Origin of the sequence: Thioalkalivibrio sp. ALRh (assembly GCF_000381425.1) — a bacterium.
Taxonomy (GTDB): domain Bacteria; phylum Pseudomonadota; class Gammaproteobacteria; order Ectothiorhodospirales; family Ectothiorhodospiraceae; genus Thioalkalivibrio.
Map to the genome: position 1 here is coordinate 63679 of NZ_KB906526.1, position 25383 is coordinate 89061.

The following is a 25383-nucleotide window of genomic DNA, read 5'->3' on the forward strand; positions in this document are numbered from 1 at the left end:
AGGCTCATAGTCCAGCGGAAACGTCAGACCGACTGTGACCGGGTGCGGCGACCCACCGCCGCACCCAGCACCACCAGTACCAGCGCAGCCAGCACCGCCGGGCCCTCGCCCAGCGCGGCGGCGGGGGTCAGCCCGGTGCGCGGCTCCAGCGTCCCGCGGACCACCTCGCGGGTAAACAGACCCGAGCGTTCCAGGATACGGCCATCGGCATCGATCAGCGCCGAGATGCCCGTGTTGGTCGAACGCACCATCGGGCGCCCGGTCTCCACCGCGCGCACCCGGGCAATCTGCAGGTGCTGGGCCGGGGCCAGGCTGTCGCCGAACCAGGCGTCGTTGGAGACGTTGACCAGGAATCCGGCCTCCGGCAGTGCCGCGCGAATGTGACGGGAATAGGCGGACTCGTAGCAAATACTGACCCCGGCGGTCGTCCCGGCCATCTCCATGCGGCCATCGCCCCTGCCCGGGGAGAGGTCCGACATCGGGATCTGCAGCAGCCGGTCCAGCCAGGCCAGGCGATCGCGCAGCGGGATGTACTCGCCAAAGGGCACCAGCTGGCGCTTGTTGTAGCCCACGCCACTGCCGACATGCACCACCGAGTTGAAGACATCCCGCCCCTCGGCCTCGTAATCGAAGATACCGACCACCAGCTCGCCACCGGCCTCGGCGAGCTCGCTCGCAATGCCTTCCAGAGGACGGTGAACCTCGGTATAGAACGCCGGTATCGCGGTCTCCGGCCAGACGATCAACGCATCCCCGACGGCCTCGCGGGTCAACTCCTGATAGATATCCAGCGAATACTCGATCCCGTCCGGGGCCCATTTGCGGGCCTGGTCGATGTTGCCCTGCACCATCGCGACCGGGATCTCCTCGCCGGTGGGCTCCACCCAGCGCACGAGCCCCAGTGCCAGCGATGCGATCACCACCGTGACGGCCAGCCCTGCTCCCAGCCAGCGCTTCCCCGGCAGAAATACACTGACCACGGCCACCGCGAGCAACGCGACCATCAGCCCGGCGCCCAGCTCCCCGGCCAGGGGCAGCCAGCCCTGCAGTGGGGTGTCCAGCACCGTGTGCCCGAACAGCAGCCAGGGGAAGCCCGAGAACAGCCAGGACCGGGCCAGTTCCATCAGCACCACACCCCCGGCCAGGGCCAGCAGCCCGGCTGGTCGCGTCAGCGGCAGAAAACGGGCGGCCAGCCCCGCGAGCAGGGCCGGATAAAGGGCCATCATCAGTACGAAGAGCACGGTGATGAACGAGGCCACCACCAGGGGGGCCTGCCCGAATACCAGCAGGCTGTTGAAGATCCAGGTCACGCCGGCCCCGAAGAACCCGAGCCCGAAGGCATAGCCGGTCCAGGCGGCCTGCCGCGGCGGTGCGTCGATCAGCAGGCCAAACCAGACGGCCAGCCCCAGGGGCGCGGCCAGGAACCAGCCGACCGGGGCAAAGGCGAGGGTCGCCCCCGCCCCTGAGACCAGGGCCAGCACTGTGATGGCCCAGGCAGGCAGACGCTCGGCCAGTGGCTGCATCAGGCCCCCTTGTGCTCGCCGCTGTCGGTCGGCTGGCCCTCGAAGGTCTGGCCAGAGTCATCCGAGACCGGGATCACGTCGGGCTCCGGCAGGCGCATCTCCAGCAGATGCAGGCGGCGGTTGTCCGCGCGCAGCACACGAAAGCGCATCCCGTCGATCACAATCTGCTCACCACGTCGCGGCACATGGCCGAAGTGCGACAGCACCAGTCCGCCGATGGTGTCGAAGTCGTCCTCGCTGTAGGCGGTCTGGAAGTAGGCGTTGAACTCCTCCATCGGCGTCAGCGCCTTGATGGTGTAGCGCCCGCCGGGGTGCTGCATGATCTGGGTCAGGTAGTCCTCGACATCGTGCTCGTCCTCGATCTCGCCGACGATCTGCTCCAGCACGTCCTCGATGGTCACCAGCCCGGCCACGCCACCGTACTCGTCCACCACGATCGCCATGTGGTTGCGGCTCAGGCGGAACTCCTTCAGCAGCACGTTCAGGCGCTTGCTCTCCGGCACGAACACCGCCGGGCGCAGGATCTCCTGCATGTCGAAGGCGGCATCGTCGGGCTCGCCGAAAAAGCGCAGCAGGTCCTTGGCCAGCAGGACACCGACGACCTCGTCGCGGTGGTCCCCGACCACCGGCAGGCGCGAGTGCGCGGAGGCGACCACGTCCGGCAGGAACTCGGACAGGCGCGCGTCGCGGCGGACGACCTCCATCTGCGCACGCGGGATCATGATGTCGCGCACCTGCATGTCGGCCACGTTGAGCACGCCCTCGAGCATGGTCAGGGCCTCGGGGTCGACCAGCTCGCGACCGTGCGCATCGCGCAGCGTCTCGATCAATTCGGGGCGGGTGGCAGGATCGCGGCGCGGCCACAGGCGCGTCTTCGCGCGCTCCAGCCAGCGCCGCCAGGTAGGTTGCTCGTCGGGTACGGGTTCAGGCATTGGAGGCGGTTCCGGTGGCGGGCGCGCTTGGGTCACGGGCCGGAGAGCCGGTCTGATAGGGGTCGGGATAGCCTAACCCGGCCAGGATCGAGCGCTCAACGGCCTCCATCGCCTCGGCCTCGCCGGGTTCCTGGTGATCCATGCCCTGCAGATGCAGCAGGCCATGCACCACCATGTGATTGTAATGGGCCCGCAGGGACTTGCCCTGCTCGGCCGCCTCGCGCGCCAGCACCGGCGCACAGAGCACGATATCGCCGAGATAGTGCGGCTCGCCCGCCGCCATCGCGGGCAGATCGGGGGCGGGGAAGGACAATACGTTGGTGGCGTAGGCACGCCCGCGAAAGCCCCGGTTCAGTTCCAGGCCTTCGTCGGCATCCACCACGCGCAGGGTTACGCGGGCCCGGCCGGCCCCGCGCCATGCGGCGCGCGCGGCCCGGTGCAGGGTAACGGCGGACGGGATCCCCCGGCGCGGCAGGGCATACTGGACCACGACCTCAAGCGTCGCCATCGCCTCGGGGTCCGCCCTCCTGTGCCGCGTCATCCTCGTGTGCGTCGTAGGCCTCGACGATGCGCTGCACCAGCGGGTGGCGCACCACATCGCCCGCCTGGAACCGCGTAATGCTCACCCCCTCCACGCCCTGCAGAATCTGCATCGCGTGCTTCAGGCCCGAACGCTGACCGCGCGGCAGATCCACCTGGGTGATATCGCCATTGACGACCGCCGTGGAACCAAAGCCGATCCGGGTGAGAAACATCTTCATCTGCTCGACGGTGGTGTTCTGTGCCTCGTCGAGGATGATGAAGGCCTCGTTCAGCGTGCGCCCGCGCATGTAGGCCAGCGGGGCCACCTCGATCACCTGGCGCTCCATCAGACGCGCGGTCTGGTCGAAGCCCATCAGTTCATACAGGGCGTCGTACATCGGGCGCAGGTAGGGGTCGATCTTCTGCGCGAGATCGCCAGGCAGGAAACCCAGGCGCTCGCCCGCCTCCACCGCCGGACGCACCAGCACCAGGCGCTGCACGCGGTCCTGCTCCAGCGCCGCGACAGCGGCGGCCACCGCGAGAAAGGTCTTGCCGGTCCCGGCGGGCCCAATCCCGAAGCTCAGGTCATGCTGCTGGATCGAGGCCAGGTAGCGGCTCTGGCGCGGACCACGGCCCCGGATCACCGCGCGCTTCAGACGCAAGGCGGGATCAGCGGCGGCCGGCTCGGCCTCCGCCAACCCTTCCATGTGCGCGGTCTGCAGTGCCGTATGCACCTGCTCCAGGCTGACCGGTTCCTCCTGCGCCATGCGGTGGAGGTCGTGAATCAGCGCGCCGGCGGCCTGTACCGCGGCCTTCGGCCCGGTCAGGTTGAAGCGCGGCCCGCGATTGTGCACGGCCACGCCCAGGCGCGACTCGATCAGGCGCAGATGGGCATCCAGCGGACCGGACAGACGCGCCAGCGTCTCCTGGTCCCCCGGCTCCAGGGTGAAATCCAGACGGTTACTCATCAATCAGGCGCCGACGGCGGCGGGCATCGCCCGCTCGACCGCACGGCCGCGCAGGGAATGCGCCAGGGCCTCGGTGATCTCGACCGGGATCATCTGTCCGATCAGGCTGGGGTCGCCCGCGAAGTTCACGATGCGGTTGTTTGCCGTGCGCCCGGCCAGTTCGCCCGGATTGCGCTTGGCCGGGCCCTCGACCAGGACCGACTCGATGTTGCCGACCATGGCCTGGTTGCGCTCGCGCCCGTGCTGTTCGATCAGGGCCTGCAGCTCGGCCAGGCGAGCCTTCTTGGTAGCCAGCGGCACGTCGTCCGGCAGCGAGGCCGCTGGCGTACCCGGACGGGCGCTGTAGATGAAGCTGAAGGAGAAGTCGAAGTGCAGCTCCTCGATCAGCTTCATGGTCGCCGCGTGGTCGGCGTCCGTCTCGCCGGGGAAGCCGACGATGAAGTCGGAGGACAGGTCCAGGTCCGGACGCGCCTCGCGCAGGCGGCGGATCTTGGACTTGTATTCCAGAATCGTGTGGCCACGCTTCATCTGCGCCAGGATGCGGTCGGAACCGCTCTGTACCGGCAGGTGCAGGTGGCTGACCAGCTTCGGCTCGTCGGCATAGGCCTGGATCAGCGAATCGGAGAATTCCACCGGGTGCGAGGTGGTAAAGCGGATGCGCTCGATCCCGTCCACCGCGGCGACGTAGTGGATCAGCAGCGCGAGGTCGGCCGTGTCACCGTCCTCCATCGGCCCGCGGTAGGCATTCACATTCTGCCCCAGCAGGTTGATCTCCTTGACCCCCTGCCCGGCCAGCGCCACGACCTCGGCGATCACGTCGTCGAACGGCCGGCTGATCTCGTCACCGCGCGTATAGGGCACCACGCAGAAGCTGCAGTACTTGGAACAGCCCTCCATCACCGAGACGAACGCGGTCGGGCCATCGGCCTTCGGCTCGGGCAGGCGGTCGAACTTCTCGATCTCGGGGAAGGAGATATCCACCACCGGCGCACGCTCGCGGCGCACCGACTGGATCATCGCCGGCAGGCGGTGCAGCGTCTGCGGGCCGAACACCAGGTCCACGTACGGGGCCCGCTCGCGCAGGGCGTCGCCCTCCTGGCTGGCCACACAGCCGCCGACCCCGATGATCACCTCCGGCCGGCGCTCCTTGATCTGGCGCCAGCGCCCCAGCAGCGAGAACACCTTCTCCTGTGCCTTCTCGCGGATGGAGCAGGTGTTCATCAGCAGGAGATCGGCCTGCTCGGGGTCATCGGTACGCTCCGCCCCGTGCAGCTCGCGCAGCGCGTCGAGCATGCGGTCGGAGTCGTACTCGTTCATCTGACACCCGTGCGTCTGGATGTAGACCTTGCGGATCATGCGTGCGTACTTGTGTTGGTGGACGTCGGGGACATCCCTTTAGAACGGGACGTCGTCGTCATCGAAGGCGCCACCGGAGACCGGGGCGCTGCTGCGGTTGCCGCCCTGCTGGCCGCCACCGCCATAGGCATTGCCGCCGCCATAGCCCGGGTCCTGGTCGAACCCGCCGCCACCGCCACCACCACGACCGCCGATCAACTGCATGTCGTTGGCGACCACCTCGGTGCTGTAGCGGTCATTGCCGGACTGGTCCTGCCACTTGCGGGTCTGGATCTTGCCCTCGATATAGACCTGCGAGCCCTTGGACAGGTACTGCGCGGCGATGTCGGCCAGACGCCCGAACATCACCACCCGGTGCCATTCGGTGTTCTCGCGCTTCTCGCCGGAGTTCTTGTCGGTCCACTGCTCCGAGGTCGCCAGCCGCAGATTGGTAACCGTAACCCCATTGGGGGTCTCGCGCTTTTCCGGATCGGCTCCGAGATTACCGAGCAGGATGACTTTGTTGACGCCGCGGGCCATGGGAACTCCTTAGTGTCTGACGCCTTGTGCAGGGCGCGGGAAACGAACCGTTAAGGAAACACTGATCAATGTACACGCTCGCGTTGGTACCCCAGGTTTTCCGAGACAAGGCGCGTCGTGCAGCGGGTAGTGGTTCTACCCGCAAGCGGCGCAACGCAGGATCGAGGAACCTGGGGTGCCAACCCCGAAGGGGCTCGGCCGCCCGTTGTAATCAAAAACTGGCATGCGCACGGCGTTGCGGCTCCCTTGTGCAGAATGACTGCACGGCAGTCGCTGCGCCTTGTTCGCACGCAAAAGCGTCGAGCGCAAGCGCGTACATTGGTCAGTGTTTCCTTAATTGTAGCAGGGCGCCCGCGAGCCGGCAGCGCCCGTTTGCGGTATTGCCACAAACGCCGATGGCACTGCTCAACCCCCGCGCGCGGCCACCCCATCGGGGGGCTGCGCCAGCCAGGCCACCAGGGCCTCCGTATCCGGCCCGCCGGGATCGACCTTGAGGTACAGCGACCGCGCATCGGGCGACAGCGCCACCTCCACGATGCCGGGCCAGCCCGCCAGCGCGAAGCGCAGCTCGGCCTCGCGCCCCGCCCAGTGGGCGGGAATCCCCAGTACACGGTTGGATCGATAGCGTGGCTGCATGCGCCAGGCGACCACAAACCAGATCAGCAGCAGGGGGACGGAGGCAAGAAAGACACCGGCGGGCCCCGTAAGGGTCAGCACGCCACCCCCGACCAGCCCCCCGGCGAAGATTCCCAGGAACTGCGCCGTGGCAAAGCCGCCCATGGCCGTCCCCTTGTGCGCGACCGGCGCCTCCCGCGCGACCAGGGACGGCAGCCCGGCCTCCAGCAGATTGAAGGCGGCGAAAAACGCCACCATCAGACCCACAAAAAGCCACATACCCATGCCATTGAAGAGGACCAGCGCCAGCAGGAGCTGGACCAGCACGAGCAGGGCAATCGCACCGCGCATCACCGTATGCACCCGTCGGCGGCGCTCGCCCAGGATGATCCCCGGCAGCATCAGGGCAAAGCCCGCCAGCAGCACCGGGACATAAAAGCGCCAGTGCTCGGCGCCGGCCAGCCCCAGATACTCGACCAGCAGCAGCGGGATCACGAGGAAATTGGCCGCCAGCACCAGGTGCAGCACGAAGATGCCGAGATTCAGGCGCAGCAGCTCCGGTTCGCGCAGCACCTGCGGCAGCGCGGACCACATGGGGACCATATCCGGGTGCTGCCGCGAGCGCTCCGGGTTGGGCACCCAGAACAGCAGGATCACGATCGCCAGTACCCCGAGCAATGCGGACAGGCCGAAGACCCCGCTCAACCCGGCCGCGCGATCGACGACCGGCCCCAGCGCCATCGAGGCGGTAAAGGTCAGCCCGATGGTCAGTCCGATCACCGCGAGTGCGCGCATACGTCGCTCCTCGCCCACCAGATCGGCGGTCAGCGCGAGGATCACCGCGGCCACCGCCCCGGCGCCCTGCAGCGCCCGCCCCAGGATCACCCCGTGCACGGTCTCCGCCAGGGCCGCGACCAGACTCCCGAGCACGAAGAGCACGAGCCCGCCGAGGATCAGTGGCTTGCGGCCCAGCCGGTCGGACAACAGACCAAACGGGATCTGCAGCAGGGCCTGGGTCAGGCCGTAGATCCCCAGCGCCAGCCCCATCAGGAGCGGGGTCGCACCCGCGAGCGCGTCCAGGTGCAGCATGAACACCGGCAGCACCATGAACAGGCCGGCCATGCGCACGCCATAGATGGCCGCGAGCCCGGAGGTCGCGCGCAGCTCGCGGGGCGTCATGCCGGTGGAATCCGCAGGGAAGGACGGGCTGTCATGCGTGCCGAGTTTACCGGCAACAACGCCACGGAAACCATGGCGGCGATCGCCGCAGTGTTACCATGAGCGGTTTGCGCCTCAGGGCAGTCTGCCGGGCGCATCTTGCACAACCAGGTGGAGTCGATACCGATCCATGGACAGCATCAGCATCCGCGGGGCCCGCACCCACAACCTGAAGAACATCGATCTCGACCTGCCGCGCGACCGGCTGATCGTGATCACGGGCGTGTCCGGCTCCGGCAAGTCGTCGCTGGCCTTCGACACCCTGTTTGCCGAGGGGCAACGCCGCTACGTAGAGAGCCTGTCCACCTACGCCCGCCAGTTCCTGTCGATGATGGAAAAGCCGGACGTGGACCAGATCGAGGGCCTGTCGCCGGCGATCTCCATCGAACAGAAGAGCACCTCGCACAACCCGCGCTCCACGGTCGGCACCATCACCGAGATCTACGACTACCTGCGCCTCCTGTTCGCGCGCGCCGGCGAGCCGCGCTGCCCGGAACACGGCGAGACCCTGGCCGCCCAGACCATCTCGCAGATGGTGGATCAGGTGCTGGATCTGCCCGAGGGCGAGAAGGTGATGCTGCTGGCCCCGATCGTGCGCGGACGCAAGGGCGAGCACCACAAGCTGCTGGAGTCCATGCGCGCCCAGGGCTACCTGCGCGCCCGCATCAATGGCGAGATCCACGACCTCGATGCCCTGCCCGCGCTGGATGCCAAGCGCAAGCACAACATCGAGATCGTGATCGACCGTTTCAAGGTCCGCGAGGACCTGCGCCAGCGCCTGGCCGAGTCCTTCGAGACGGCGACCGAGCTGGCCGACGGGCTGGCGCTGATCGCCTGGATGGACGAGCCCGAACGCGAGCCCATGATTTTTTCCGCGCGCTATGCCTGCCCCGTCTGCGGCTATGCGCTGCGCGAGCTGGAGCCCCGGCTGTTCTCGTTCAACAACCCGGCCGGCGCCTGCCCCACCTGTGATGGCCTCGGCGTGCGCCAGTACTTCGACCCGGAGCGGGTGGTCTCGCAACCCGAACTGAGTCTGGCTGGCGGGGCGGTGCGTGGCTGGGACCGGCGCAATGCCTGGTACTTCAGTCTGCTGAACAGCCTGGCCCGGCATTACGGCTTTGACGTCGAGAGCCCCTGGCAGGAGCTGCCGGCCGAGGTCCGCGCCGTGGTGCTGCACGGCTCCGGCAAGGACAAGGTCAAGCTGTCGACCCCGGCCGCGAATGGCCGCCTGCGCACGGACGAGCGCGTGTTCGAAGGGGTGATCCCGAACCTGGAACGGCGCTACCGCGAGACCGACTCCGCAGCCGTACGCGAGGAGCTGGGGCGCTATCTGGCCGAACAGGCCTGCCCCGAGTGCCACGGCACGCGCCTGAACTCCGCGGCGCGCCACGTGTTCGTCAGCGACCTCACGCTGCCCGAGGTCACGCACATGAGCGTGGCCGATGCCCGGGCCTTCTTCGGCGAGCTGCGCCTGCCGGGACGCTTCGCCCAGATCGCAGAGAAGATCGTGCGCGAGATCGGCGCGCGCCTGGGATTCCTGAACGATGTCGGGCTCGACTATCTGACCCTGGATCGCTCCGCCGACACGCTGTCGGGCGGCGAGGCCCAGCGTATCCGGCTGGCGTCACAGATCGGGTCGGCCCTGGTGGGGGTGATGTACATCCTCGATGAGCCGTCGATCGGCCTGCACCAGCGCGACAACGAGCGCCTACTGAAGACGCTTTGTCACCTGCGGAATCTCGGCAACACGGTGGTGGTCGTCGAGCACGACGAGGATGCGATCCGTGCCGCCGATCATGTGGTCGATATCGGCCCCGGTGCGGGCCGTCATGGTGGGCAGATCGTCGCCGCCGGCACCCCCGACGAGGTGGCCCGCACACCGGATTCACTGACTGGGGCCTATCTCACCGGGACACGCGCGATCGCCGTCCCGGAGAAGCGCGTCGAACCGGACCCCGAGCGCGAGATCCGCGTGATCGGCGCGCGCGGCAACAACCTGAAGGGCGGCGACTTCGCGTTCCCGACGGGCCTGCTCACCTGTGTCACCGGCGTCTCCGGATCCGGCAAATCGACCCTGGTCAACAATACGCTCTACCCGGCCGTCGCCGTGGCCCTGCATGGCGGGCGCCACACGATCGCGCCGCACGAGCGCATCGACGGCCTCGAGCTAATCGACAAGGTCGTCGACATCGACCAGAGCCCGATCGGCCGCACCCCGCGCTCGAACCCCGCGACCTACACCGGCCTGTTCACGCCGATCCGTGAGCTGTTTGCCGCCACCGCCGAGGCCCGCTCGCGCGGCTACAAGCCCGGTCGCTTCTCGTTCAACGTGCGCGGCGGCCGCTGCGAGGCTTGCCAGGGCGACGGCGTGATCAAGGTGGAGATGCACTTCCTGCCGGATGTCTTCGTCCCCTGCGACGTCTGCAAGGGCAAGCGCTACAACCGCGAGACCCTGGAGGTCCGCTACAAGGGCAAGAGCATCCACGAGGTACTGGAGATGACGGTCGAGGAGGCCCTGGAGTTCTTCCAGCCCGTCCCAGTGATCCATCGCAAGCTCGAGATGCTGATGGAGGTCGGACTGTCCTACATCCAGCTCGGCCAGAACGCCACCACCCTGTCCGGTGGCGAGGCCCAGCGCATCAAGCTGGCGCGCGAGCTGTCCAAACGCGATACCGGCCGCACCCTGTACATCCTCGACGAGCCCACCACCGGCCTGCATTTCGAGGACATCGCCCAGCTCTTGCGAGTACTCCACCGCCTGCGCGACCACGGCAATACGATCGTCGTGATCGAACACAACCTCGATGTGATCAAGACTGCCGACTGGCTGATCGACATCGGACCAGAGGGCGGTAGCGGCGGTGGCGAGCTGTTGGTGGCCGGCACCCCCGAGGCGGTCGCCAGTACCCCGCGCAGCCACACAGGCCGCTTTCTGGCGCCCTTGCTCGATACACGCCAGAATCGAGTCGCATCCGCCTGATACTTCGCCGGGGGAGTTTGCCTTCCCCCAGACGCAAAAAAGCCGGCCCAAGAGGCCGGCTTTTTAATGCGCGAGCAGTCGCCTATCAGGCGGCTTCGCCGTTCTCCTGATCTGCACTCGGCTCCGGCCGATCGACCAGCTCGACATACGCCATCGGCGCGTTGTCGCCTGCGCGGTTCCCGCACTTCAGGATGCGCAGGTAGCCACCCGGCCGACCCTCGTAGCGCGGACCCAGCTCGGTGAACAGCTTGCCCACGATCTCCTTGTCACGAAGGCGGGCGAACGCCGTACGACGACCGTGCACGCTGTCTTCCTTCGCGAGGGTGATCAGCGGCTCGGCCACACGGCGAAGCTCTTTGGCCTTCGGCAGCGTGGTCTTGATCAGTTCGTGCCGAAACAGGGCCACGGACAGGGCCTGAAAAGTGGCCTTGCGGTGCGAGCTGTTACGGCCCAGCTGACGGCCGGAATGACGATGACGCATGAGAGATTTCCTCTGAAATACGGTTGGCGCGAAGCGCCGTGATTACTCGTTGTCGTCGCGCAGACCCGGCGGCGGCCAGTTCTCGAGACGCATCCCGAGCGACAGACCGTGAGTGGCCAGCGTGTCCTTGATCTCGGTCAGCGACTTCTTGCCCAGGTTGGGAGCACGCAGCAGCTCAACCTCGGTACGCTGGACCAGATCACCAATGTAGTACAGGTTCTCCGCCTTCAGGCAGTTCGCCGAACGCACGGTCAGTTCCAGCTCGTCCACCGGACGCAGCAGGATCGGATCGATCGCGCCAGCGGTCGTGCCCGGCACCTCGCCCGTCTCTTCCTGGAGATCGACGAACGGGGCCAGCTGACCCTGCAGGATCGTCGCCGCCTGACGCACCGCGTCATCCGGTGCGATCGCACCATTCGTTTCCAGCTCCAGCACCAGGCGATCCATGTCGGTGCGCTGCGCCAGACGGGCGCTCTCGACACGGTAGGCGACACGGCGGATCGGGCTAAAGCTGGCATCCAGCAGCAGCCGGCCAATGCCGGTCTCGTCACCTTCGGCCTGACGTCGAGTACTCACCGGCTCGTAGCCGCGCCCGGCACGCGCGGTCAGGGTCATGTCGATTTCGACATTCTTGGTGATCGTCGCGATCACATGTTCCGGGTTCACGACTTCGACATCGTGATCCACGGTGATGTCACCGGCGGTCACCACGCACGGGCCCTTTTTCTTCAGGCTCAGCGTCGACTCTTCGCGGCTGTGCATGCGCAGCGCCACACCCTTCAGGTTCAGCAGGATGTCGACCACGTCTTCCTGCACACCTTCGATCGCGGTGTACTCGTGCAGCACGCCCTCGATACGGGCCTCGACGATCGCGGCACCCGGGATCGACGACAGCAGCACGCGGCGCAGGGCGTTGCCCAGCGTATGACCGAAGCCCCGCTCGAGCGGCTCCAGCGCGACCTTGGCCTGGTTCCGATTCTCGGCCTCGACCTCGATCTGTTGTTTCTTGACCAGTTCGTTGGACTGCATGGTGTCTCCTGGCGGAAGGCCGCTATACGGTTACTTCGAGTACAGCTCGACGACGAGCGACTCGTTGATGTCGGCGGGCAGGTCGGAGCGGTCCGGGATCGCCTTGAAGGTGCCCTCGAACTTGCTCGTGTCCACTTCCACCCAGGACGGAAAACCGCTCTGCTCGGCCAGGGTCATGGAATCCTGGATACGCACCTGCTTGCGTGCCTTCTCGCGAATGCTGACGACGTCGGACGGCTGCACCTGGTAGGCGGCGATATTCACCACCTGACCATTGACCAGCACCGCGCGGTGCGAGACCAGCTGACGCGCCTCGGACCGGGTGCTGCCGAAGCCCATGCGATAAACGACGTTGTCCAGACGGCCTTCCAGCAGCTTCAGCAGGTTTTCACCCGTGGAGCCCTTGCGCTGAGCGGCCTTCTTGTAATAGTTGCGGAACTGCTTTTCCAGCACCCCGTAGATACGGCGCAGCTTCTGCTTTTCACGCAGCTGCACGGCGTAATCGGACAGGCGGGTACGGCGTTCGCCGTGCTGCCCCGGGGCTTTGTCCAGCTTGCACTTGGTCTCCAGCGCGCGCGCCCGGCTCTTCAGCCCCAGGTCCACGCCTTCGCGGCGACTCAACTTGCATTTCGGTCCAATGTAACGAGCCATTCTTGAACTCCAGCCTTAAACGCGGCGTTTCTTGGGCGGCCGGCAGCCGTTGTGAGGGATCGGGGTGACATCACTGATGTTCGTGATCTTGAACCCCGCATTGTTCAGCGCACGTACCGCCGACTCGCGACCCGGGCCCGGACCGCGAACCATCACGTCGAGGTTCTTCACGCCGTGCTCGGCTGCGGCCGAACCGGCACGTTCCGCGGCCACCTGGGCTGCGAACGGAGTCGACTTGCGCGAGCCACGGAAGCCTGAGCCACCCGAGGTGGCCCAGCTGATCGTGTTGCCCTGACGATCGGTGATGGTGATGATCGTGTTGTTGAACGTGGCGTACACGTGTGCCACGCCCTCGGCGATATTTTTGCGGACCTTTTTCTTGGTCCGGGTCTGCGCTTGTGCCATGTACCTGTGATCCCAGTCTGATTACTTACGAATCGGGCGACGCGGGCCCTTGCGGGTCCGGGCGTTCGTCTGCGTCTGCTGGCCGCGCAGCGGCAGGCCGCGACGATGACGCACCCCGCGATAGCAGCCCAGATCCATCAACCGCTTGATGTTCATGCTGATCTCGCGGCGCAGATCCCCTTCCACCGGAATGCGATCGATCTGCGCACGCAGAGCGTCGACTTCGGCATCGGTCAGATCCCGCACCTTGATTTCCGGACGCACACCGGCGGCCTCGCAGATCTGGCGGGCCCGAGTCGGGCCAATGCCATAGATCGCGGTCAGCGCAACCACGGTGTGCTTCTGGTCAGGAATATTGATTCCAGCGACGCGAGCCATCCAACATCTCCATCAGAAACCGGCAAAGCCGGCTATAGTAGCAATGAATACCAGTGACGCCAAGCCTTAGCCCTGACGTTGTTTGTGGCGCTTGTCCGAGCAGATCACGCGGACCACGCCATTACGCCGGATCACCTTGCAGTTGCGGCAGATCGGCTTTACGGATGCCCGTACCTTCATGGTCTTTCTCCTTCAACGGATTCCCAACGGGATGGTCTAGCGGATCCCGGTCCCGCCGAATCCCTTCAGATTCGCCTTTTTCATCAGTCCTTCGTACTGGTGCGACACCAGGTGCGATTGCAACTGGGCCATGAAGTCCATCACTACGATCACGATGATCAGCAGCGAGGTCCCACCAAAGTAGAAGGGCACGTTCCAGTACAGGATCAGGAACTCCGGCAGCAGACACACGGCGGTAATGTACACCGCACCCACCGCGGTCAACCGGGTCATGACCCCGTCGATAAACCGTTCCGTCTGGACGCCCGGCCGGATACCCGGAATAAAGGCGCCCTGCTTCTTCAGGTTTTCCGCCGTATCGCGCGAGTTGAACACCAGCGCGGTATAGAAGAAACAGAAGAAAATAATCGCCGCCGCGTAAAAGCCGACGTACAGCGGCTGACCGGGCGCAAGCGTCGTCGACAGCTCGCGCAGCCAGTCCATGCCTTCGGCCTGTCCAAACCATTGCCCCAGGGTCGAGGGGAACAGAATGATACTCGACGCGAAGATCGGCGGGATCCCCCCCGCCATGTTCAACTTCAGCGGCAGGTGGGAGGACTGTCCACCGACAACCTTTCTCCCGACCTGGCGTTTCGCGTAGTTGATCGTGACGCGCCTCTGTCCGCGCTCGACGAACACCACGAAGGCCGTCACCGCGAGCGCCAGCACGATCAGGATCACCACAAACGCGGCCGCCAGCTCACCGGTACGCGCAAGCTCCAGGGTGCCGCCAATCGCACCCGGCAGACCCGCCACGATCCCGGCGAAGATGATGATCGAGATACCGTTACCAATCCCGCGCTCGGTGATCTGCTCACCCAGCCACATCAGGAACAGGGTACCCGTCACCAGCGAGACGACCACCGTAAAGATGAAGATGGGTCCCGGGTTCAACGCCATCGGCATGCCCTGAATGGTCTGCCCGTTGAGCGCGATCCCGATGCCGATACTCTGAAACAGCGCCAGCGCCACAGTCCCGTAGCGCGTGTACTGCGTAATCTTGCGGCGGCCCTGCTCGCCTTCCTTCTTCAGCTGCTGCAGCGCCGGCACGGTCGCGGCCAGCAGCTGCATGATGATCGCCGCCGAAATATACGGCATCACCCCGAGGGCGAAGATCGACAGCCGCTCAAGCGCACCCCCGGAAAACATGTTGAACATGTCCAGGATCGTGCCGCTTTGCTGTTCGAAGAACTGCGATACGGCGACTGGGTTAATCCCCGGCACCGGGATAAACGTCCCGATGCGGTAGACGACCAGAGCGCCCAGCACGAACAGCAGGCGTTGACGCAACTCGGTAAAGCCGGTGAGCCCGCCACCGGATCGTGCTGTCGCTCCACGCGCCATTATTCGGCCTCGACGCTCCCGCCGGCCGCCTCAATGGCTGCCTTGGCCCCCTTGGTCACGCCCACGCCCTTGACGACGCAGGCCTGGGTGACTTCACCGGACGCGAAGATCTTCGCGGTCTGGGTAATCTCGGGAATAACGCCAGCCTTCTTCAGGCTCTCCAGCGTGACCTCACCGTCAACCTTGGCCAGCTCGCTCAGGCGAACCTCGGCGGAATAGCGCTGCTTGCGCGACCGAAAGCCCACCTTGGGCAAACGGCGCTGCAACGGCATCTGACCGCCTTCGAAGCCGGTCTTGGTGAAGCCGCCGGAGCGCGACTTCTGGCCCTTGTGGCCACGACCGCCGGTCTTGCCCAGGCCGGAGCCGATGCCACGCCCCACGCGCTTGCCCGGCTTGCGGGCACCGGCGGGGCTCGAAATGTCGTTGAGTCGCATAGGTCAGACTTCCTCTACCTTCAGCAGGTACGACACCTTGTGGACCATACCGAGATTCTCGGGGGTGGCCTCGATCACAGAGGTGCTGTGGGTCTTGCGCAGGCCGAGGCCGCGAACACAGGCCTTGTGATTCTTCAGCCGTCCGGCGGTGCTGCGCACCAGGGTCAGTTTCAGCTTGCTCATGACTAGCTCGTCACTTCGTCGACAGTCTTGCCGCGCTTGGCAGCGACACGTTCGGGCGAGTTCACCTTGGTGAGCCCGTCGATGGTCGCCTGCACGACGTTGATCGGATTGCGCGAACCAACACACTTGGCCAGCACGTTGTGCACACCCGCCACCTCGAGCACCGCGCGCATCGCACCACCGGCGATGACACCCGTACCCTCGGAGGCCGGCTGCATGTAGACCTTCGCGGCGCCATGACGGCCGTTGACCGCATAGTGCAGCGTGCCGTCCTTCAGTGAGACATCACGCATCTCCTGACGCGCCTGCTGCATCGCCTTCTGGATCGCCTGCGGGACCTCACGGGCTTTGCCGTAGCCAAAGCCAACGCGGCCTTCGCCATCGCCAACCACGGTCAGCGCGGCAAAGCGGAACTGACGACCGCCCTTGACCACTTTGGCCACGCGGTTCACGCCGATCAGCTTTTCTTGCAGGCCGTCGGTGGCTTCGCTTACATCATTACGTGCCATTTATCTTCTCCGGTGGGTCGCGTTGGACTAGAACTGCAGGCCGTTTTCACGGGCGGCGTCGGCCAGGGCCTTCACCCGTCCGTGATAACGAAAGCCCGCACGGTCGAACGCGACCTGTTCGATTCCGGCTTTCTTTGCGCGCTCGGCAATCGCCTGCCCCACACGGGCCGCCGCGTCGGCGTTCCCGGTGTTGCCGGCGCTTTTCAGATCCTTCTCGACGGTAGAGGCAGCAGCCACCACCGCGTCGCCCGAAGGCGCAATGATCTGGGCATACATGTGGCGCGGCGTCCGGTGAATACAGAGACGATGCACCCCCAGCTCGCGGATCTTGAACCGCGCGCGACGCGCTCTCTTAAGTCTGGCCTCTTTCTTGTCCACTGGTGCCTACCTACTTCTTCTTGGCTTCTTTACGCACAATGCGCTCGTCTTTGTACTTCACGCCCTTGCCCTTGTAGGGCTCCGGCGGGCGGAAGGCGCGAATGTTCGCGGCCACCTGGCCCACCTTCTGGCGATCCGTCCCCTTCACTACGACCTCGGTCGCGCTGGGCGTCTCGATCGTGACCCCTTCGGGCACTTCAAACTCGATCGGGTGCGAGTAGCCTAACGTCAAATTCAGCTTGGCACCCTGCATCTGCGCGCGGTAACCGACGCCCACCAGCTCGAGTTTGCGCTCGAAACCCTCGCTCACGCCGTGCACATGGTTGCCCAGGATGGCACGGATGGTACCCGCAAGAGCGCTGTTCTTGGCGTGTTCGTTCGGCTTCACCTGAACGACACCATCTTCGACGGTGACCGTGACGGCTTCGGGGCAGCTCAGCTGCAACTCGCCCTTCGGGCCCTTGACCTTGATCTCGCCGTCCGCCTGCTCCACGGCCACGCCGTTGGGCAGCTTGATCGGCAGGTTTGCAATGCGCGACATGGCTGATTCCTCAGTAAATCTTGCAGAGGACCTCGCCGCCCTGGCCTGCGGCCCGGGCTGCGCGATCACTCATGACACCCTGCGGCGTGGAAATCACCGCGACACCGAGCCCCTGGTTAATACGCGGGAGCTCGTCCTTGCCGCGGTAGATCCGCAAGCCCGGGCGGGAGATCCGTTCAACGCTTTCGATGACCGGACGCCCCTCGAAATATTTCAGCTTCACCACCAGCTTCTTCTGCGCGACCTCGCCCTCGACCTGGACGTCGCCCACATAGCCCTCGTCGGCAAACACCTTGAGGATTCGCTCCTTGGCTTTGCTGAACGGGATCGCGACCTGCTCCTTGTTCGCGCGCTGCGCATTGCGCACGCGGGTGAGCATGTCGGAAATCGGATCGGTCATCATTGCTTCTGTCTCCTTACCAGCTCGACTTGCGCAGGCCCGGGATTTCGCCCTTCATGGCGTGCTCCCGCAGCTTGTTCCGCCCAAGGCCGAACCGACGGTAATAACCTTTCGGGCGACCGGTGACGCCGCAGCGGTTTGTCTGTCGCACCGCCGCGGAATCACGCGGCAGCTTCTGCAATGCATGCATCGCGGCCAGGCGTTCCTCGGAGGACTTGGTTTCGTCCACCAGGATGGCCTTCAGTTCCGCACGCTTTGCGGCATATTTCTGGACCAGATGGGCGCGCTTCTTCTCGCGCTCGATCATCGATGTCTTCGCCATGTGCGCCTACCTCTTAGTTCCGGAACGGGAAACGGAAGGCTTCTAGCAGGGCCTTGGCTTCCTCGTCCGTCTTCGCGCTGGTTGTGATCGTGATGTCCATGCCGCGAATCTTGTCGACACGGTCATAATCAATCTCGGGAAAGATGATCTGTTCCTTGATGCCCATGGAGTAGTTCCCACGGCCATCAAACGCCTTTGCGCTGAAGCCACGGAAATCCCGCACACGCGGCAACGCCACGTTGATCAGGCGATCCAGAAACTCGTACATCTGCCGACTACGAAGGGTCACCTTGCAACCGATCGGATAGTCGTCACGGATCTTGAACCCGGCGATCGACTTGCGGGCCTTCGTCACCACGGGCTTCTGCCCGGCGATGGCCGTCATGTCGCTGACCGCATGTTCAATGATCTTCTTGTCCGCAACTGCATCACCCAGACCCATGTTCAGGGTTACCTTGGTGACACGCGGGATCTCCATCACGTTGGCATAGCTGAACTGCTTCTGCAGCGCCTGCTTCACGTTGGATTCGTATTCTTCTCTCAAGCGTTCCATAAACCGTCCGTCCGCGTTATGCGTCCACGACCTCGCCGTTCGATCGGAAGACACGGACCTTGCGGCCATCTTCCAGGGTCTTGAACGACACGCGATCACCCTTGTCGGTTGCCGGGTTAAAGAGCATCACATTGGAGACATCGATCGGCATTTCCTTCTCGATGATCCCGCCCCCGATCCCACGCTGGGGATTGGGCTTCTGATGCTTCTTCACCATGTTGATGTTCTGGACCAGGACCTTGCCATCCAGCACCTTGATGATGGTGCCTCGACGGCCCTTGTCCTTTCCTGCGATCACGACGACGTCGTCGCCTTTGCGAATCTTATTCATGACGACCTCACAGCACTTCCGGGGCGAGGGAGATGATCTTCATGTACTTCTCCCCTCGCAGTTCACGCGTCACCGGCCCGAAGATACGAGTGCCGATCGGCTGATGCTGATTGTTCAGCAGCACCGCCGCATTGCGGTCGAAACGAATGATCGAACCGTCGGGGCGCCGAACACCCGCGGCGGTGCGCACGACGACCGCATTATAGACGTCGCCTTTTTTGACCTTGCCGCGCGGGATGGCGTCCTTGACGCTCACCTTGATCACATCGCCCACGCGCGCATAGCGACGGTGCGAGCCGCCCAGCACCTTGATGCACTGGATGCGACGGGCGCCGCTGTTATCGGCGGCCTCGAGAACGGTCTGCATTTGAATCATGACTTCTCTCCCAGCGGCCGATTAAAGCGCGTCTTGCCCGACCACTTCGATCAGGGCAAAGCGCTTCTGCTTGGACATCGGCCGGCACTCACGGATACGCACACGGTCACCCATGCGCGAGACATTGTCTTCGTCATGGACGTGCAGCTTGGTGCTGCGCCGAATGAACTTGCCATACAGCGGATGACGCACGCGGCGCTCGACCAGGACGGTGCGGGTCTTGTCCATCTTGTCGCTGATCACGCGCCCAACGACGGATCGCTGGGTTTTGGAGACTTGCTCGGTCATCTTCTTAGCCTGCCTTTCGTTCGTTCATCAGCGTCTTGATCTGCGCGATCTCGCGCCGGACCTTGCCCACCCGGTCGGGGCGCGCCAGCTGGCCGACGGCCTTCTGCATGCGCAGCCCGAATTGCTCCTTGTAGAGCGCCTCGAGCTCAGTGCTGAGCTCGTCGTCGGATTTCTTTCTCAGTTCGCTCGCTTTCATCACATCACCTGCCGACGGGTAAACACCGTCTTCACCGGCAATTTGGCTGCCGCCAGACGCATCGCCTCACGCGCGACGTCCTCGTGCACACCTTCCATTTCGTAGAGCATGCGACCAGGCTGCACCTTGCAAACCCAGTACTCGACGCCGCCCTTACCCTTACCCATACGGACTTCAAGCGGCTTCTTGGTCACCGGCACATCCGGGAACACCCGAATCCAGATCTTCCCGCCACGCTTGATGTGGCGGACCATCGCGCGACGCGCGGCCTCGATCTGGCGAGCCGTAATCCGGCCCCGCTCGACGGCCTGCAGGCCGTACTCGCCGAAGCTGACCTTGGCGCCGGTCGAGGCCATGCCCCGGTTACGGCCCTTGAACTGCTTGCGGAACTTGGTTCTTTTTGGCTGCAGCATGATCTTTCAGTCCTAGCTCGCGTTGGCGGCGGCACGGGTCCCTTCGGTCGGCTCCAGGCCAAAGACCTCGCCCTTGAAGATCCACACCTTCACGCCAATGATCCCGTAGGTGGTCCGCGCTTCGGCAAACCCGTAGTCAATATCAGCACGCAGGGTATGCAGCGGCACGCGGCCTTCGCGGTACCACTCGGAGCGCGCGATCTCGGCGCCGTTCAGGCGACCGGACACGTGCACCTTGATGCCCTGGGCGCCGAGGCGCATCGCGTTGCCGACGGCGCGCTTCATCGCGCGGCGGAACATGATGCGGCGCTCCAGCTGCTGCGCGATCCCTTCGGCCACCAGCTGGGCCTCGATCTCGGGCTTGCGCACCTCTTCAATATTGATCTTGACCGTGCCTTTCTCGAGACCCGTCTCGCGGGCCACGTCCTGGCGCAGCTTCTCGATGTCTTCGCCCTTCTTGCCGATCACGATGCCCGGACGCGCGGTCTGGATCGTGATATGCGCGGCCTTCGCCGGGCGGGAGATGCTGATGCGGCTCACCGACGCGTGGGCCAGTTTCTTCTGCAGAAACTCGCGCAACTTGATGTCGTTGTTCAGCGTCTCGCCAAACTCGCGGCCGTCGGCGTACCAAGTGGCCGACCACGGGCGAGAGATGCCCAGGCGGATGCCGGTCGGATGTACTTTCTGACCCATGCTTAGGCTCCCTTCTCGCTAACGCCGATGACGATATGGCTGGTGCGCTTCAGGATGCGGTTACCGCGGCCTTTGGCACGCGCGTGCATCCGCTTGAGCACCGGCCCTTCGTCGACCTGGATGCGCGAGATGCGCAGCTCGTCGATGTCGGCACCGTCGTTGTTCTCCGCGTTCGCGATGGCGGACTCCAGCACCTTTTTCACAATGGCGGCCGGCTTCTTCGCGCTGAACGTGAGTTCGTTGAGCGCCTCTTCCACCCGCAGGCCACGCACCTGGTCGGCGACCAGGCGAGCCTTTTGCGGGGAGATCCGCGCGAAACGCAGTTTTGCAATCGTTTCCATCGTTCGTCCTCAGCGCGACTTCTTGTTCGCGATATGACCCTTGAAGGTCCGCGTCAAGGCAAATTCGCCCAGCTTGTGGCCCACCATGTTCTCGTTGACGAGGACAGGCACGTGCTGCCGGCCGTTGTGGACGGCGATGGTCAACCCGACCATCTGCGGGATGATCATCGAACGCCGGGACCAGGTCTTGATCGGTCGACGATCGTTCTTCTCGACCGCATCTTCCACCTTCTTGCGCAGGTGGTGGTCGACGAACGGGCCTTTCTTCAGTGAACGCGGCATGCTGGGACTCCGTTACTTCTTACGCCGACGAACAATCATGCCGTCGGTACGCTTGTTATTGCGGGTCTTGTAACCCTTGGTCGGACGACCCCACGGGGTCACCGGATGACGGCCAAAGTTGCGGCCTTCGCCACCACCATGCGGGTGATCGACCGGGTTCATGGCGGTACCACGCACGGTCGGGCGGACACCCTTCCAGCGCTTGGCGCCGGCCTTGCCGTATTTCTTCAGGCTGTGCTCGGAGTGGCCAACTTCGCCCACCACGGCGCGGCACTCGGACAGGACGCGGCGCATCTCGCCCGAACCTAGACGCAGGGTGGCGTGCTGTCCTTCGCGGGCCACGACCTGCGCGGACGTACCGGCGGAGCGAACCATCTGGGCACCCTTGCCAGGCTTGAGCTCGACACAATGCACGGTGGTACCGACCGGGATCGAGCGTAGCGGCATGGCGTTGCCCGGACGAATCGGGGCCTGGTTACCACTCGCGACCTGATCACCCTGGTTCAGACCCTTCGGCGCGATGATGTAGCGACGCTCGCCGTCGGCGTACAGCAGCAGGGCGAGGTGGGCGCTGCGGTTCGGATCATACTCCAGCCGCTCGACCCGCGCCGGCACGTTGTCCTTGTTGCGCTTGAAGTCGACCACACGGTAGCGCTGCTTGTGACCGCCACCCACGTGCCGCGTAGTAATACGGCCCGTGTTGTTGCGACCGCCGCTACGGGTCTTCTTCTCGACCAGCGCGGCATGCGGCGCACCCTTGTACAGGTTGTCGCCACGGATCTGCACCGCGTGACGACGACCGGCCGAAGTCGGATTCGTCTTGATAATCGCCATGACTAGACCTGGTCTCCTTCACCCATGTCGATGCTCTCGCCTTCGGCCAGCGCGACATAAGCCTTCTTCCAGTGATTGCGGCGCCCAAAAAGGCGCCCAAAGCGCTTCTTCTTGCCCTGCTGGTTCAGGGTGCGGACATTCTCGACCCGCACCTGGAACAGATGCTCGACCGCCGCCTTGATTTCTTCTTTGCTCGCGTCGGGCAGCACGCGGAACACGTACTGACCGACCTCGCCGGCCATGGTGGATTTCTCGGAAACCACCGGGCCCTGAATTACCTGCATCAGACGCGCATTCATGCCAGCCACTCCTCAACCTTGCGGATCGCCGCTTCGGTCATCACGACCGTCTCCGCGCCGACCAGATTGGCCGGATTGATGCCGGCAACGTCGACGATGTCGATATGCGGCACGTTACCCAGCGCACGAGCGGTCATGTCATCCGCCTCGGCCAGCACGACCAGCCCCTTCGCGAGACCCAGCTCCTTGAGCTTCGCAACGCCGTCGCGGGTCTTGCCCGATGCCACGGCGAAGTCGGCCACCACCTTCAGCCGTTCTTGACGGACCAGCTCGGAGAGGATCGACGCCATCGCGGCGCGATACATCTTCTTGTTCAGCTTCTGCGAGAAGTCCCGGGTGCGCGCCGCAAAGACTTTGCCACCACCGGTCCACAGCGGGCTGCGGATCGTACCGGCACGGGCGCGGCCCGTGCCTTTCTGGCGAAACGGCTTCGCACCACCGCCGCTCACGTCGGAGCGCGTCTTCTGCGCACGGGTGCCCTGGCGCTGCCCCGCGAGGAACGCGACCACGCTCTGGTGCACCAGCGACTCGTTAAAGTCGCGCTCGAAGCACACGGGCGACAACTCTACGCTGGCACCGGTATCGGCTGTCGTTACTTGCATTGTCTTCAACCCTTCGCCTTGACGGCCGGACGAATCATCACGTCAGTGCTGGGCGCACCCGGCACCGCGCCCTGGATCAGCACGAGGCTGCGATCCGCATCCACCCGAACAACCTTCAGGTTCTGGATCGTCTTGCGCTCGGCGCCCATATGGCCCGCCATCTTCTTGCCCTTGAACACACGACCCGGGCTCTGGTTCTGCCCGATCGAACCCGGGGCGCGGTGCGCCAGCGAGTTACCGTGGGTCGCGTCTTGCGTGCGGAAGTTATGACGCTTGACCGCACCCTGGAAACCCTTGCCCTTGCTCTGAGAGGTCACGTCAACGACCTGACCTTCCTCGAAGCGATCAACCGTGATGGCGTCACCCGGGGCCAGGCCCTCGAGCTCATCCGCCTCAACACGGAACTCCCAGAGACCGCGCCCAGGCTCGACCGAGGCCGCAGCATAGTGCCCCGCTTCGGGCTTGCTGACCCGGGACGCCTTGCGTGCGCCGGCCGTCACCTGGACCGCGTTGTAGCCGTCGCCTTCACTGCGCTTGATCTGGACCACGCGATTGTTGTCCACCTGCAGCACAGTCACCGGCACGGAGACGCCGTCGTCAGTGAAGACGCGGCTCATGCCTAGTTTGCGACCGATGAGTCCAATGGCCATTGCAAAACCCCTTCCGTATCGAACGGCGCTGGCAAGCGCCCTAAAGCCGTGGCCCGGCGAACAATCCCGCCGGGCCACGGAAAGCCCAATAGTATGGCAGAAAGTTACGAGTTAGTTAAGTCGAATCTGAACATTCACGCCCGCGGCGAGGTCCAGCTTCATCAGGGCATCCACGGTCTTGTCGGTCGGATCGAGGATGTCCATCAAACGCTTGTGCGTACGCAGCTCGTACTGGTCTCGCGCGTCCTTGTTGACGTGCGGCGAGATCAGGACCGTGTACGACTCACGCTTGGTCGGGAGCGGGATGGGCCCCTTCACGCGGGCGCCCGTGCGCTTCGCGGTTTCGACGATCTCGGCCGCCGAGCGGTCGATCAGTCGATGGTCAAAGGCCTTCAGGCGAATTCGGATACGCTGGTTTGCCATCTCACTCACTCAATAATCTTGGATACGACGCCGGCGCCGACGGTGCGGCCGCCTTCGCGAATCGCAAAGCGCAGACCATCTTCCATCGCGATCGGGCTGATCAGCGACACGGTCATCTTCACGTTGTCACCCGGCATCACCATCTCGGTGCCTTCCGGCAGCTCCACCGAACCCGTCACGTCCGTCGTGCGGAAGTAGAACTGCGGGCGATAACCATTGAAGAACGGGGTATGACGACCACCCTCGTCCTTGCCCAGGATGTACACCTCGGCCTCGAAATGCGTGTGCGGGTTGATCGAACCCGGCTTGCACAGCACCTGACCACGCTGCACTTCGTCGCGCTTGGTACCACGCAGCAGAATGCCCACGTTGTCGCCCGCTTCGCCCTGGTCCAGCAGCTTGCGGAACATCTCGACACCGGTGACCGTGGTCTTCTGGGTGTCGCGGATACCGACAATCTCGATTTCCTCGCCCACCTTGACCACACCGCGCTCGATACGACCGGTCACCACCGTGCCGCGGCCGGAGATCGAGAACACGTCCTCCACCGGCATCAGGAAGTCGCCGTCCACGGCGCGTTCCGGCTCCGGAATCCAGGTGTCCATCGCTTCGACCAGCTTGTAGATCGCCGGCGCGCCCACTTCGCTCTCGTCACCTTCCAGCGCCTTCAGCGCGGAACCGGTGACCACCGGGGTGTCGTCGCCCGGGAAGTCGTAGGAAGACAGCAGGTCGCGCACTTCCATCTCGACCAGCTCGAGCAGCTCGGGGTCGTCGACCATGTCGGCCTTGTTCAGGAACACCACGATGTACGGCACACCAACCTGACGCGCCAGCAGGATGTGCTCGCGGGTCTGCGGCATCGGGCCATCGGCCGCGGACACCACCAGAATCGCGCCGTCCATCTGCGCCGCACCCGTGATCATGTTCTTCACGTAGTCCGCGTGCCCAGGGCAATCCACATGCGCGTAGTGACGAATGTCGGATTCGTATTCCACGTGCGCCGTGGCAATCGTAATCCCGCGCGCCTTCTCTTCCGGCGCATTGTCGATCTGGTCAAACGCACGGGCTTCACTGCCGTACTTCTTGCCCAGCACCGCCGTCATCGCCGCCGTCAGCGTGGTCTTGCCATGGTCCACATGACCAATCGTCCCCACATTCACATGCGGCTTCTTACGCTCGAACTTTTCCTTGGACA

37 protein-coding genes are annotated in these 25383 nt (G+C 64.7%); 1 reads left to right on the forward strand and 36 read right to left on the reverse strand.

The annotated features are described in order from the left end of the window. Positions 1–23: 23 nt before the first annotated feature. The 7 genes from lnt to F791_RS0112685 all read right to left on the reverse strand — a co-directional run bounded on the left by lnt (position 24) and on the right by F791_RS0112685 (position 7614). Positions 24–1523, reverse strand: coding sequence for an apolipoprotein N-acyltransferase (lnt, locus tag F791_RS0112655; RefSeq protein WP_018138183.1), 1500 nt, complete (start codon positions 1521–1523; stop codon positions 24–26). Further along, on the reverse strand, positions 1523–2455 hold the full coding sequence (locus F791_RS0112660) for an HlyC/CorC family transporter (protein WP_018138184.1): 933 nt from the start codon (positions 2453–2455) through the stop codon (positions 1523–1525). Before F791_RS0112660 ends, lnt begins: the two co-directional genes overlap by 1 nt. Next, positions 2448–2963 (reverse strand): rRNA maturation RNase YbeY, encoded by a 516-nt coding sequence (gene ybeY, locus F791_RS0112665; protein WP_019592731.1) that lies wholly within the window; start codon positions 2961–2963, stop codon positions 2448–2450. The genes F791_RS0112660 and ybeY overlap by 8 nt, the downstream gene beginning before the upstream one ends. After that, positions 2950–3945 carry a PhoH family protein gene (locus F791_RS0112670; RefSeq protein WP_018138186.1) on the reverse strand — a complete coding sequence of 332 codons (996 nt, stop codon included), beginning with the start codon at positions 3943–3945 and terminating at the stop codon, positions 2950–2952. The genes ybeY and F791_RS0112670 overlap by 14 nt, the downstream gene beginning before the upstream one ends. A gap of 3 nt (positions 3946–3948) precedes the next feature. Then, positions 3949–5301, reverse strand: a complete 1353-nt coding sequence (miaB, locus tag F791_RS0112675; RefSeq protein WP_018994262.1) for a tRNA (N6-isopentenyl adenosine(37)-C2)-methylthiotransferase MiaB — start codon at positions 5299–5301, stop codon at positions 3949–3951. A gap of 39 nt (positions 5302–5340) precedes the next feature. After that, a complete protein-coding gene (ssb, locus tag F791_RS0112680; protein ID WP_018138188.1) occupies positions 5341–5820 on the reverse strand; it encodes a single-stranded DNA-binding protein in 480 nt (159 codons plus the stop codon). Positions 5821–6225: 405 nt separating this feature from the next. Further along, positions 6226–7614 carry an MFS transporter gene (locus F791_RS0112685; RefSeq protein WP_018174532.1) on the reverse strand — a complete coding sequence of 463 codons (1389 nt, stop codon included), beginning with the start codon at positions 7612–7614 and terminating at the stop codon, positions 6226–6228. A gap of 169 nt (positions 7615–7783) precedes the next feature. Here F791_RS0112685 and uvrA point away from each other — a divergent pair, with 169 nt between their 5' ends. Next, a complete protein-coding gene (gene uvrA / locus F791_RS0112690) occupies positions 7784–10633 on the forward strand; it encodes an excinuclease ABC subunit UvrA (protein ID WP_019592732.1) in 2850 nt (949 codons plus the stop codon). A gap of 85 nt (positions 10634–10718) precedes the next feature. Here uvrA and rplQ read toward each other — a convergent pair whose 3' ends face one another. From rplQ to tuf, 29 genes are all read right to left on the reverse strand, one after another. Then, positions 10719–11114 carry a 50S ribosomal protein L17 gene (rplQ, locus tag F791_RS0112695; protein ID WP_018138191.1) on the reverse strand — a complete coding sequence of 132 codons (396 nt, stop codon included), beginning with the start codon at positions 11112–11114 and terminating at the stop codon, positions 10719–10721. A gap of 42 nt (positions 11115–11156) precedes the next feature. Then, complete coding sequence (gene rpoA / locus F791_RS0112700) at positions 11157–12143, reverse strand: DNA-directed RNA polymerase subunit alpha (protein WP_012983507.1); 987 nt, start codon at positions 12141–12143, stop codon at positions 11157–11159. A gap of 30 nt (positions 12144–12173) precedes the next feature. Next, positions 12174–12794, reverse strand: a complete 621-nt coding sequence (gene rpsD, locus F791_RS0112705) for a 30S ribosomal protein S4 (RefSeq protein WP_012983508.1) — start codon at positions 12792–12794, stop codon at positions 12174–12176. Between the two features lie 15 nt (positions 12795–12809). Further along, on the reverse strand, positions 12810–13199 hold the full coding sequence (gene rpsK / locus F791_RS0112710) for a 30S ribosomal protein S11 (RefSeq protein ID WP_012983509.1): 390 nt from the start codon (positions 13197–13199) through the stop codon (positions 12810–12812). Between the two features lie 21 nt (positions 13200–13220). Beyond that, a complete protein-coding gene (gene rpsM, locus F791_RS0112715; RefSeq protein WP_012983510.1) occupies positions 13221–13577 on the reverse strand; it encodes a 30S ribosomal protein S13 in 357 nt (118 codons plus the stop codon). A 66-nt stretch (positions 13578–13643) separates the two neighbouring features. Beyond that, positions 13644–13757, reverse strand: a complete 114-nt coding sequence (gene rpmJ / locus F791_RS0112720) for a 50S ribosomal protein L36 (protein ID WP_012983511.1) — start codon at positions 13755–13757, stop codon at positions 13644–13646. Positions 13758–13793: 36 nt separating this feature from the next. Beyond that, positions 13794–15140, reverse strand: coding sequence for a preprotein translocase subunit SecY (gene secY / locus F791_RS0112725; protein WP_018994260.1), 1347 nt, complete (start codon positions 15138–15140; stop codon positions 13794–13796). Continuing rightward, positions 15140–15574, reverse strand: coding sequence for a 50S ribosomal protein L15 (gene rplO / locus F791_RS0112730; protein ID WP_018138192.1), 435 nt, complete (start codon positions 15572–15574; stop codon positions 15140–15142). Before rplO ends, secY begins: the two co-directional genes overlap by 1 nt. Positions 15575–15577: 3 nt before the next feature. After that, the gene (rpmD, locus tag F791_RS0112735) at positions 15578–15757 is read right to left on the reverse strand and encodes a 50S ribosomal protein L30 (RefSeq protein WP_018138193.1); all 180 of its coding nucleotides are present in this window, start codon (positions 15755–15757) and stop codon (positions 15578–15580) included. 2 nt (positions 15758–15759) lie between these two features. Further along, entirely contained in the window at positions 15760–16266 is a 507-nt protein-coding gene (gene rpsE / locus F791_RS0112740; protein ID WP_018138194.1) for a 30S ribosomal protein S5, read from the reverse strand. A 27-nt stretch (positions 16267–16293) separates the two neighbouring features. Next, positions 16294–16644 (reverse strand): 50S ribosomal protein L18, encoded by a 351-nt coding sequence (gene rplR / locus F791_RS0112745; RefSeq protein WP_018138195.1) that lies wholly within the window; start codon positions 16642–16644, stop codon positions 16294–16296. A 10-nt stretch (positions 16645–16654) separates the two neighbouring features. Beyond that, positions 16655–17185, reverse strand: coding sequence for a 50S ribosomal protein L6 (rplF, locus tag F791_RS0112750; RefSeq protein ID WP_018994259.1), 531 nt, complete (start codon positions 17183–17185; stop codon positions 16655–16657). 10 nt (positions 17186–17195) lie between these two features. Next, positions 17196–17588 carry a 30S ribosomal protein S8 gene (rpsH, locus tag F791_RS0112755; RefSeq protein WP_018138196.1) on the reverse strand — a complete coding sequence of 131 codons (393 nt, stop codon included), beginning with the start codon at positions 17586–17588 and terminating at the stop codon, positions 17196–17198. Between the two features lie 13 nt (positions 17589–17601). Continuing rightward, positions 17602–17907, reverse strand: a complete 306-nt coding sequence (gene rpsN, locus F791_RS0112760; protein ID WP_018138197.1) for a 30S ribosomal protein S14 — start codon at positions 17905–17907, stop codon at positions 17602–17604. 13 nt (positions 17908–17920) lie between these two features. Beyond that, a complete protein-coding gene (gene rplE, locus F791_RS0112765) occupies positions 17921–18460 on the reverse strand; it encodes a 50S ribosomal protein L5 (protein ID WP_018138198.1) in 540 nt (179 codons plus the stop codon). A gap of 16 nt (positions 18461–18476) precedes the next feature. Continuing rightward, positions 18477–18791, reverse strand: coding sequence for a 50S ribosomal protein L24 (gene rplX, locus F791_RS0112770; RefSeq protein ID WP_018138199.1), 315 nt, complete (start codon positions 18789–18791; stop codon positions 18477–18479). Positions 18792–18798: 7 nt separating this feature from the next. Continuing rightward, complete coding sequence (gene rplN, locus F791_RS0112775; RefSeq protein WP_012983522.1) at positions 18799–19167, reverse strand: 50S ribosomal protein L14; 369 nt, start codon at positions 19165–19167, stop codon at positions 18799–18801. A 21-nt stretch (positions 19168–19188) separates the two neighbouring features. After that, positions 19189–19455, reverse strand: coding sequence for a 30S ribosomal protein S17 (gene rpsQ / locus F791_RS0112780; protein WP_018138200.1), 267 nt, complete (start codon positions 19453–19455; stop codon positions 19189–19191). 4 nt (positions 19456–19459) lie between these two features. Continuing rightward, complete coding sequence (rpmC, locus tag F791_RS0112785) at positions 19460–19651, reverse strand: 50S ribosomal protein L29 (RefSeq protein ID WP_018138201.1); 192 nt, start codon at positions 19649–19651, stop codon at positions 19460–19462. Next, a complete protein-coding gene (rplP, locus tag F791_RS0112790) occupies positions 19651–20064 on the reverse strand; it encodes a 50S ribosomal protein L16 (protein ID WP_012983525.1) in 414 nt (137 codons plus the stop codon). Before rplP ends, rpmC begins: the two co-directional genes overlap by 1 nt. A gap of 12 nt (positions 20065–20076) precedes the next feature. Beyond that, positions 20077–20757: a 30S ribosomal protein S3 gene (rpsC, locus tag F791_RS0112795; protein WP_012983526.1), complete on the reverse strand. Its 681-nt coding sequence runs from the start codon at positions 20755–20757 to the stop codon at positions 20077–20079. 2 nt (positions 20758–20759) lie between these two features. After that, on the reverse strand, positions 20760–21098 hold the full coding sequence (rplV, locus tag F791_RS0112800) for a 50S ribosomal protein L22 (RefSeq protein WP_012983527.1): 339 nt from the start codon (positions 21096–21098) through the stop codon (positions 20760–20762). Positions 21099–21107: 9 nt separating this feature from the next. Continuing rightward, positions 21108–21380: a 30S ribosomal protein S19 gene (gene rpsS / locus F791_RS0112805; RefSeq protein WP_012983528.1), complete on the reverse strand. Its 273-nt coding sequence runs from the start codon at positions 21378–21380 to the stop codon at positions 21108–21110. 12 nt (positions 21381–21392) lie between these two features. Continuing rightward, positions 21393–22214, reverse strand: a complete 822-nt coding sequence (gene rplB / locus F791_RS0112810; RefSeq protein ID WP_018138202.1) for a 50S ribosomal protein L2 — start codon at positions 22212–22214, stop codon at positions 21393–21395. A gap of 2 nt (positions 22215–22216) precedes the next feature. Further along, positions 22217–22513, reverse strand: coding sequence for a 50S ribosomal protein L23 (gene rplW, locus F791_RS0112815; protein ID WP_012983530.1), 297 nt, complete (start codon positions 22511–22513; stop codon positions 22217–22219). Then, positions 22510–23115, reverse strand: a complete 606-nt coding sequence (gene rplD / locus F791_RS0112820) for a 50S ribosomal protein L4 (RefSeq protein WP_018862952.1) — start codon at positions 23113–23115, stop codon at positions 22510–22512. Before rplD ends, rplW begins: the two co-directional genes overlap by 4 nt. 5 nt (positions 23116–23120) lie before the next feature. Further along, positions 23121–23765: a 50S ribosomal protein L3 gene (rplC, locus tag F791_RS0112825; RefSeq protein WP_012983532.1), complete on the reverse strand. Its 645-nt coding sequence runs from the start codon at positions 23763–23765 to the stop codon at positions 23121–23123. 111 nt (positions 23766–23876) lie between these two features. Then, positions 23877–24188, reverse strand: a complete 312-nt coding sequence (gene rpsJ, locus F791_RS0112830) for a 30S ribosomal protein S10 (protein WP_012983533.1) — start codon at positions 24186–24188, stop codon at positions 23877–23879. Positions 24189–24193: 5 nt separating this feature from the next. Next, positions 24194–25383: elongation factor Tu (gene tuf / locus F791_RS0112835; protein WP_018994258.1), on the reverse strand; the 1190-nt coding region annotated here is incomplete at its 5' end.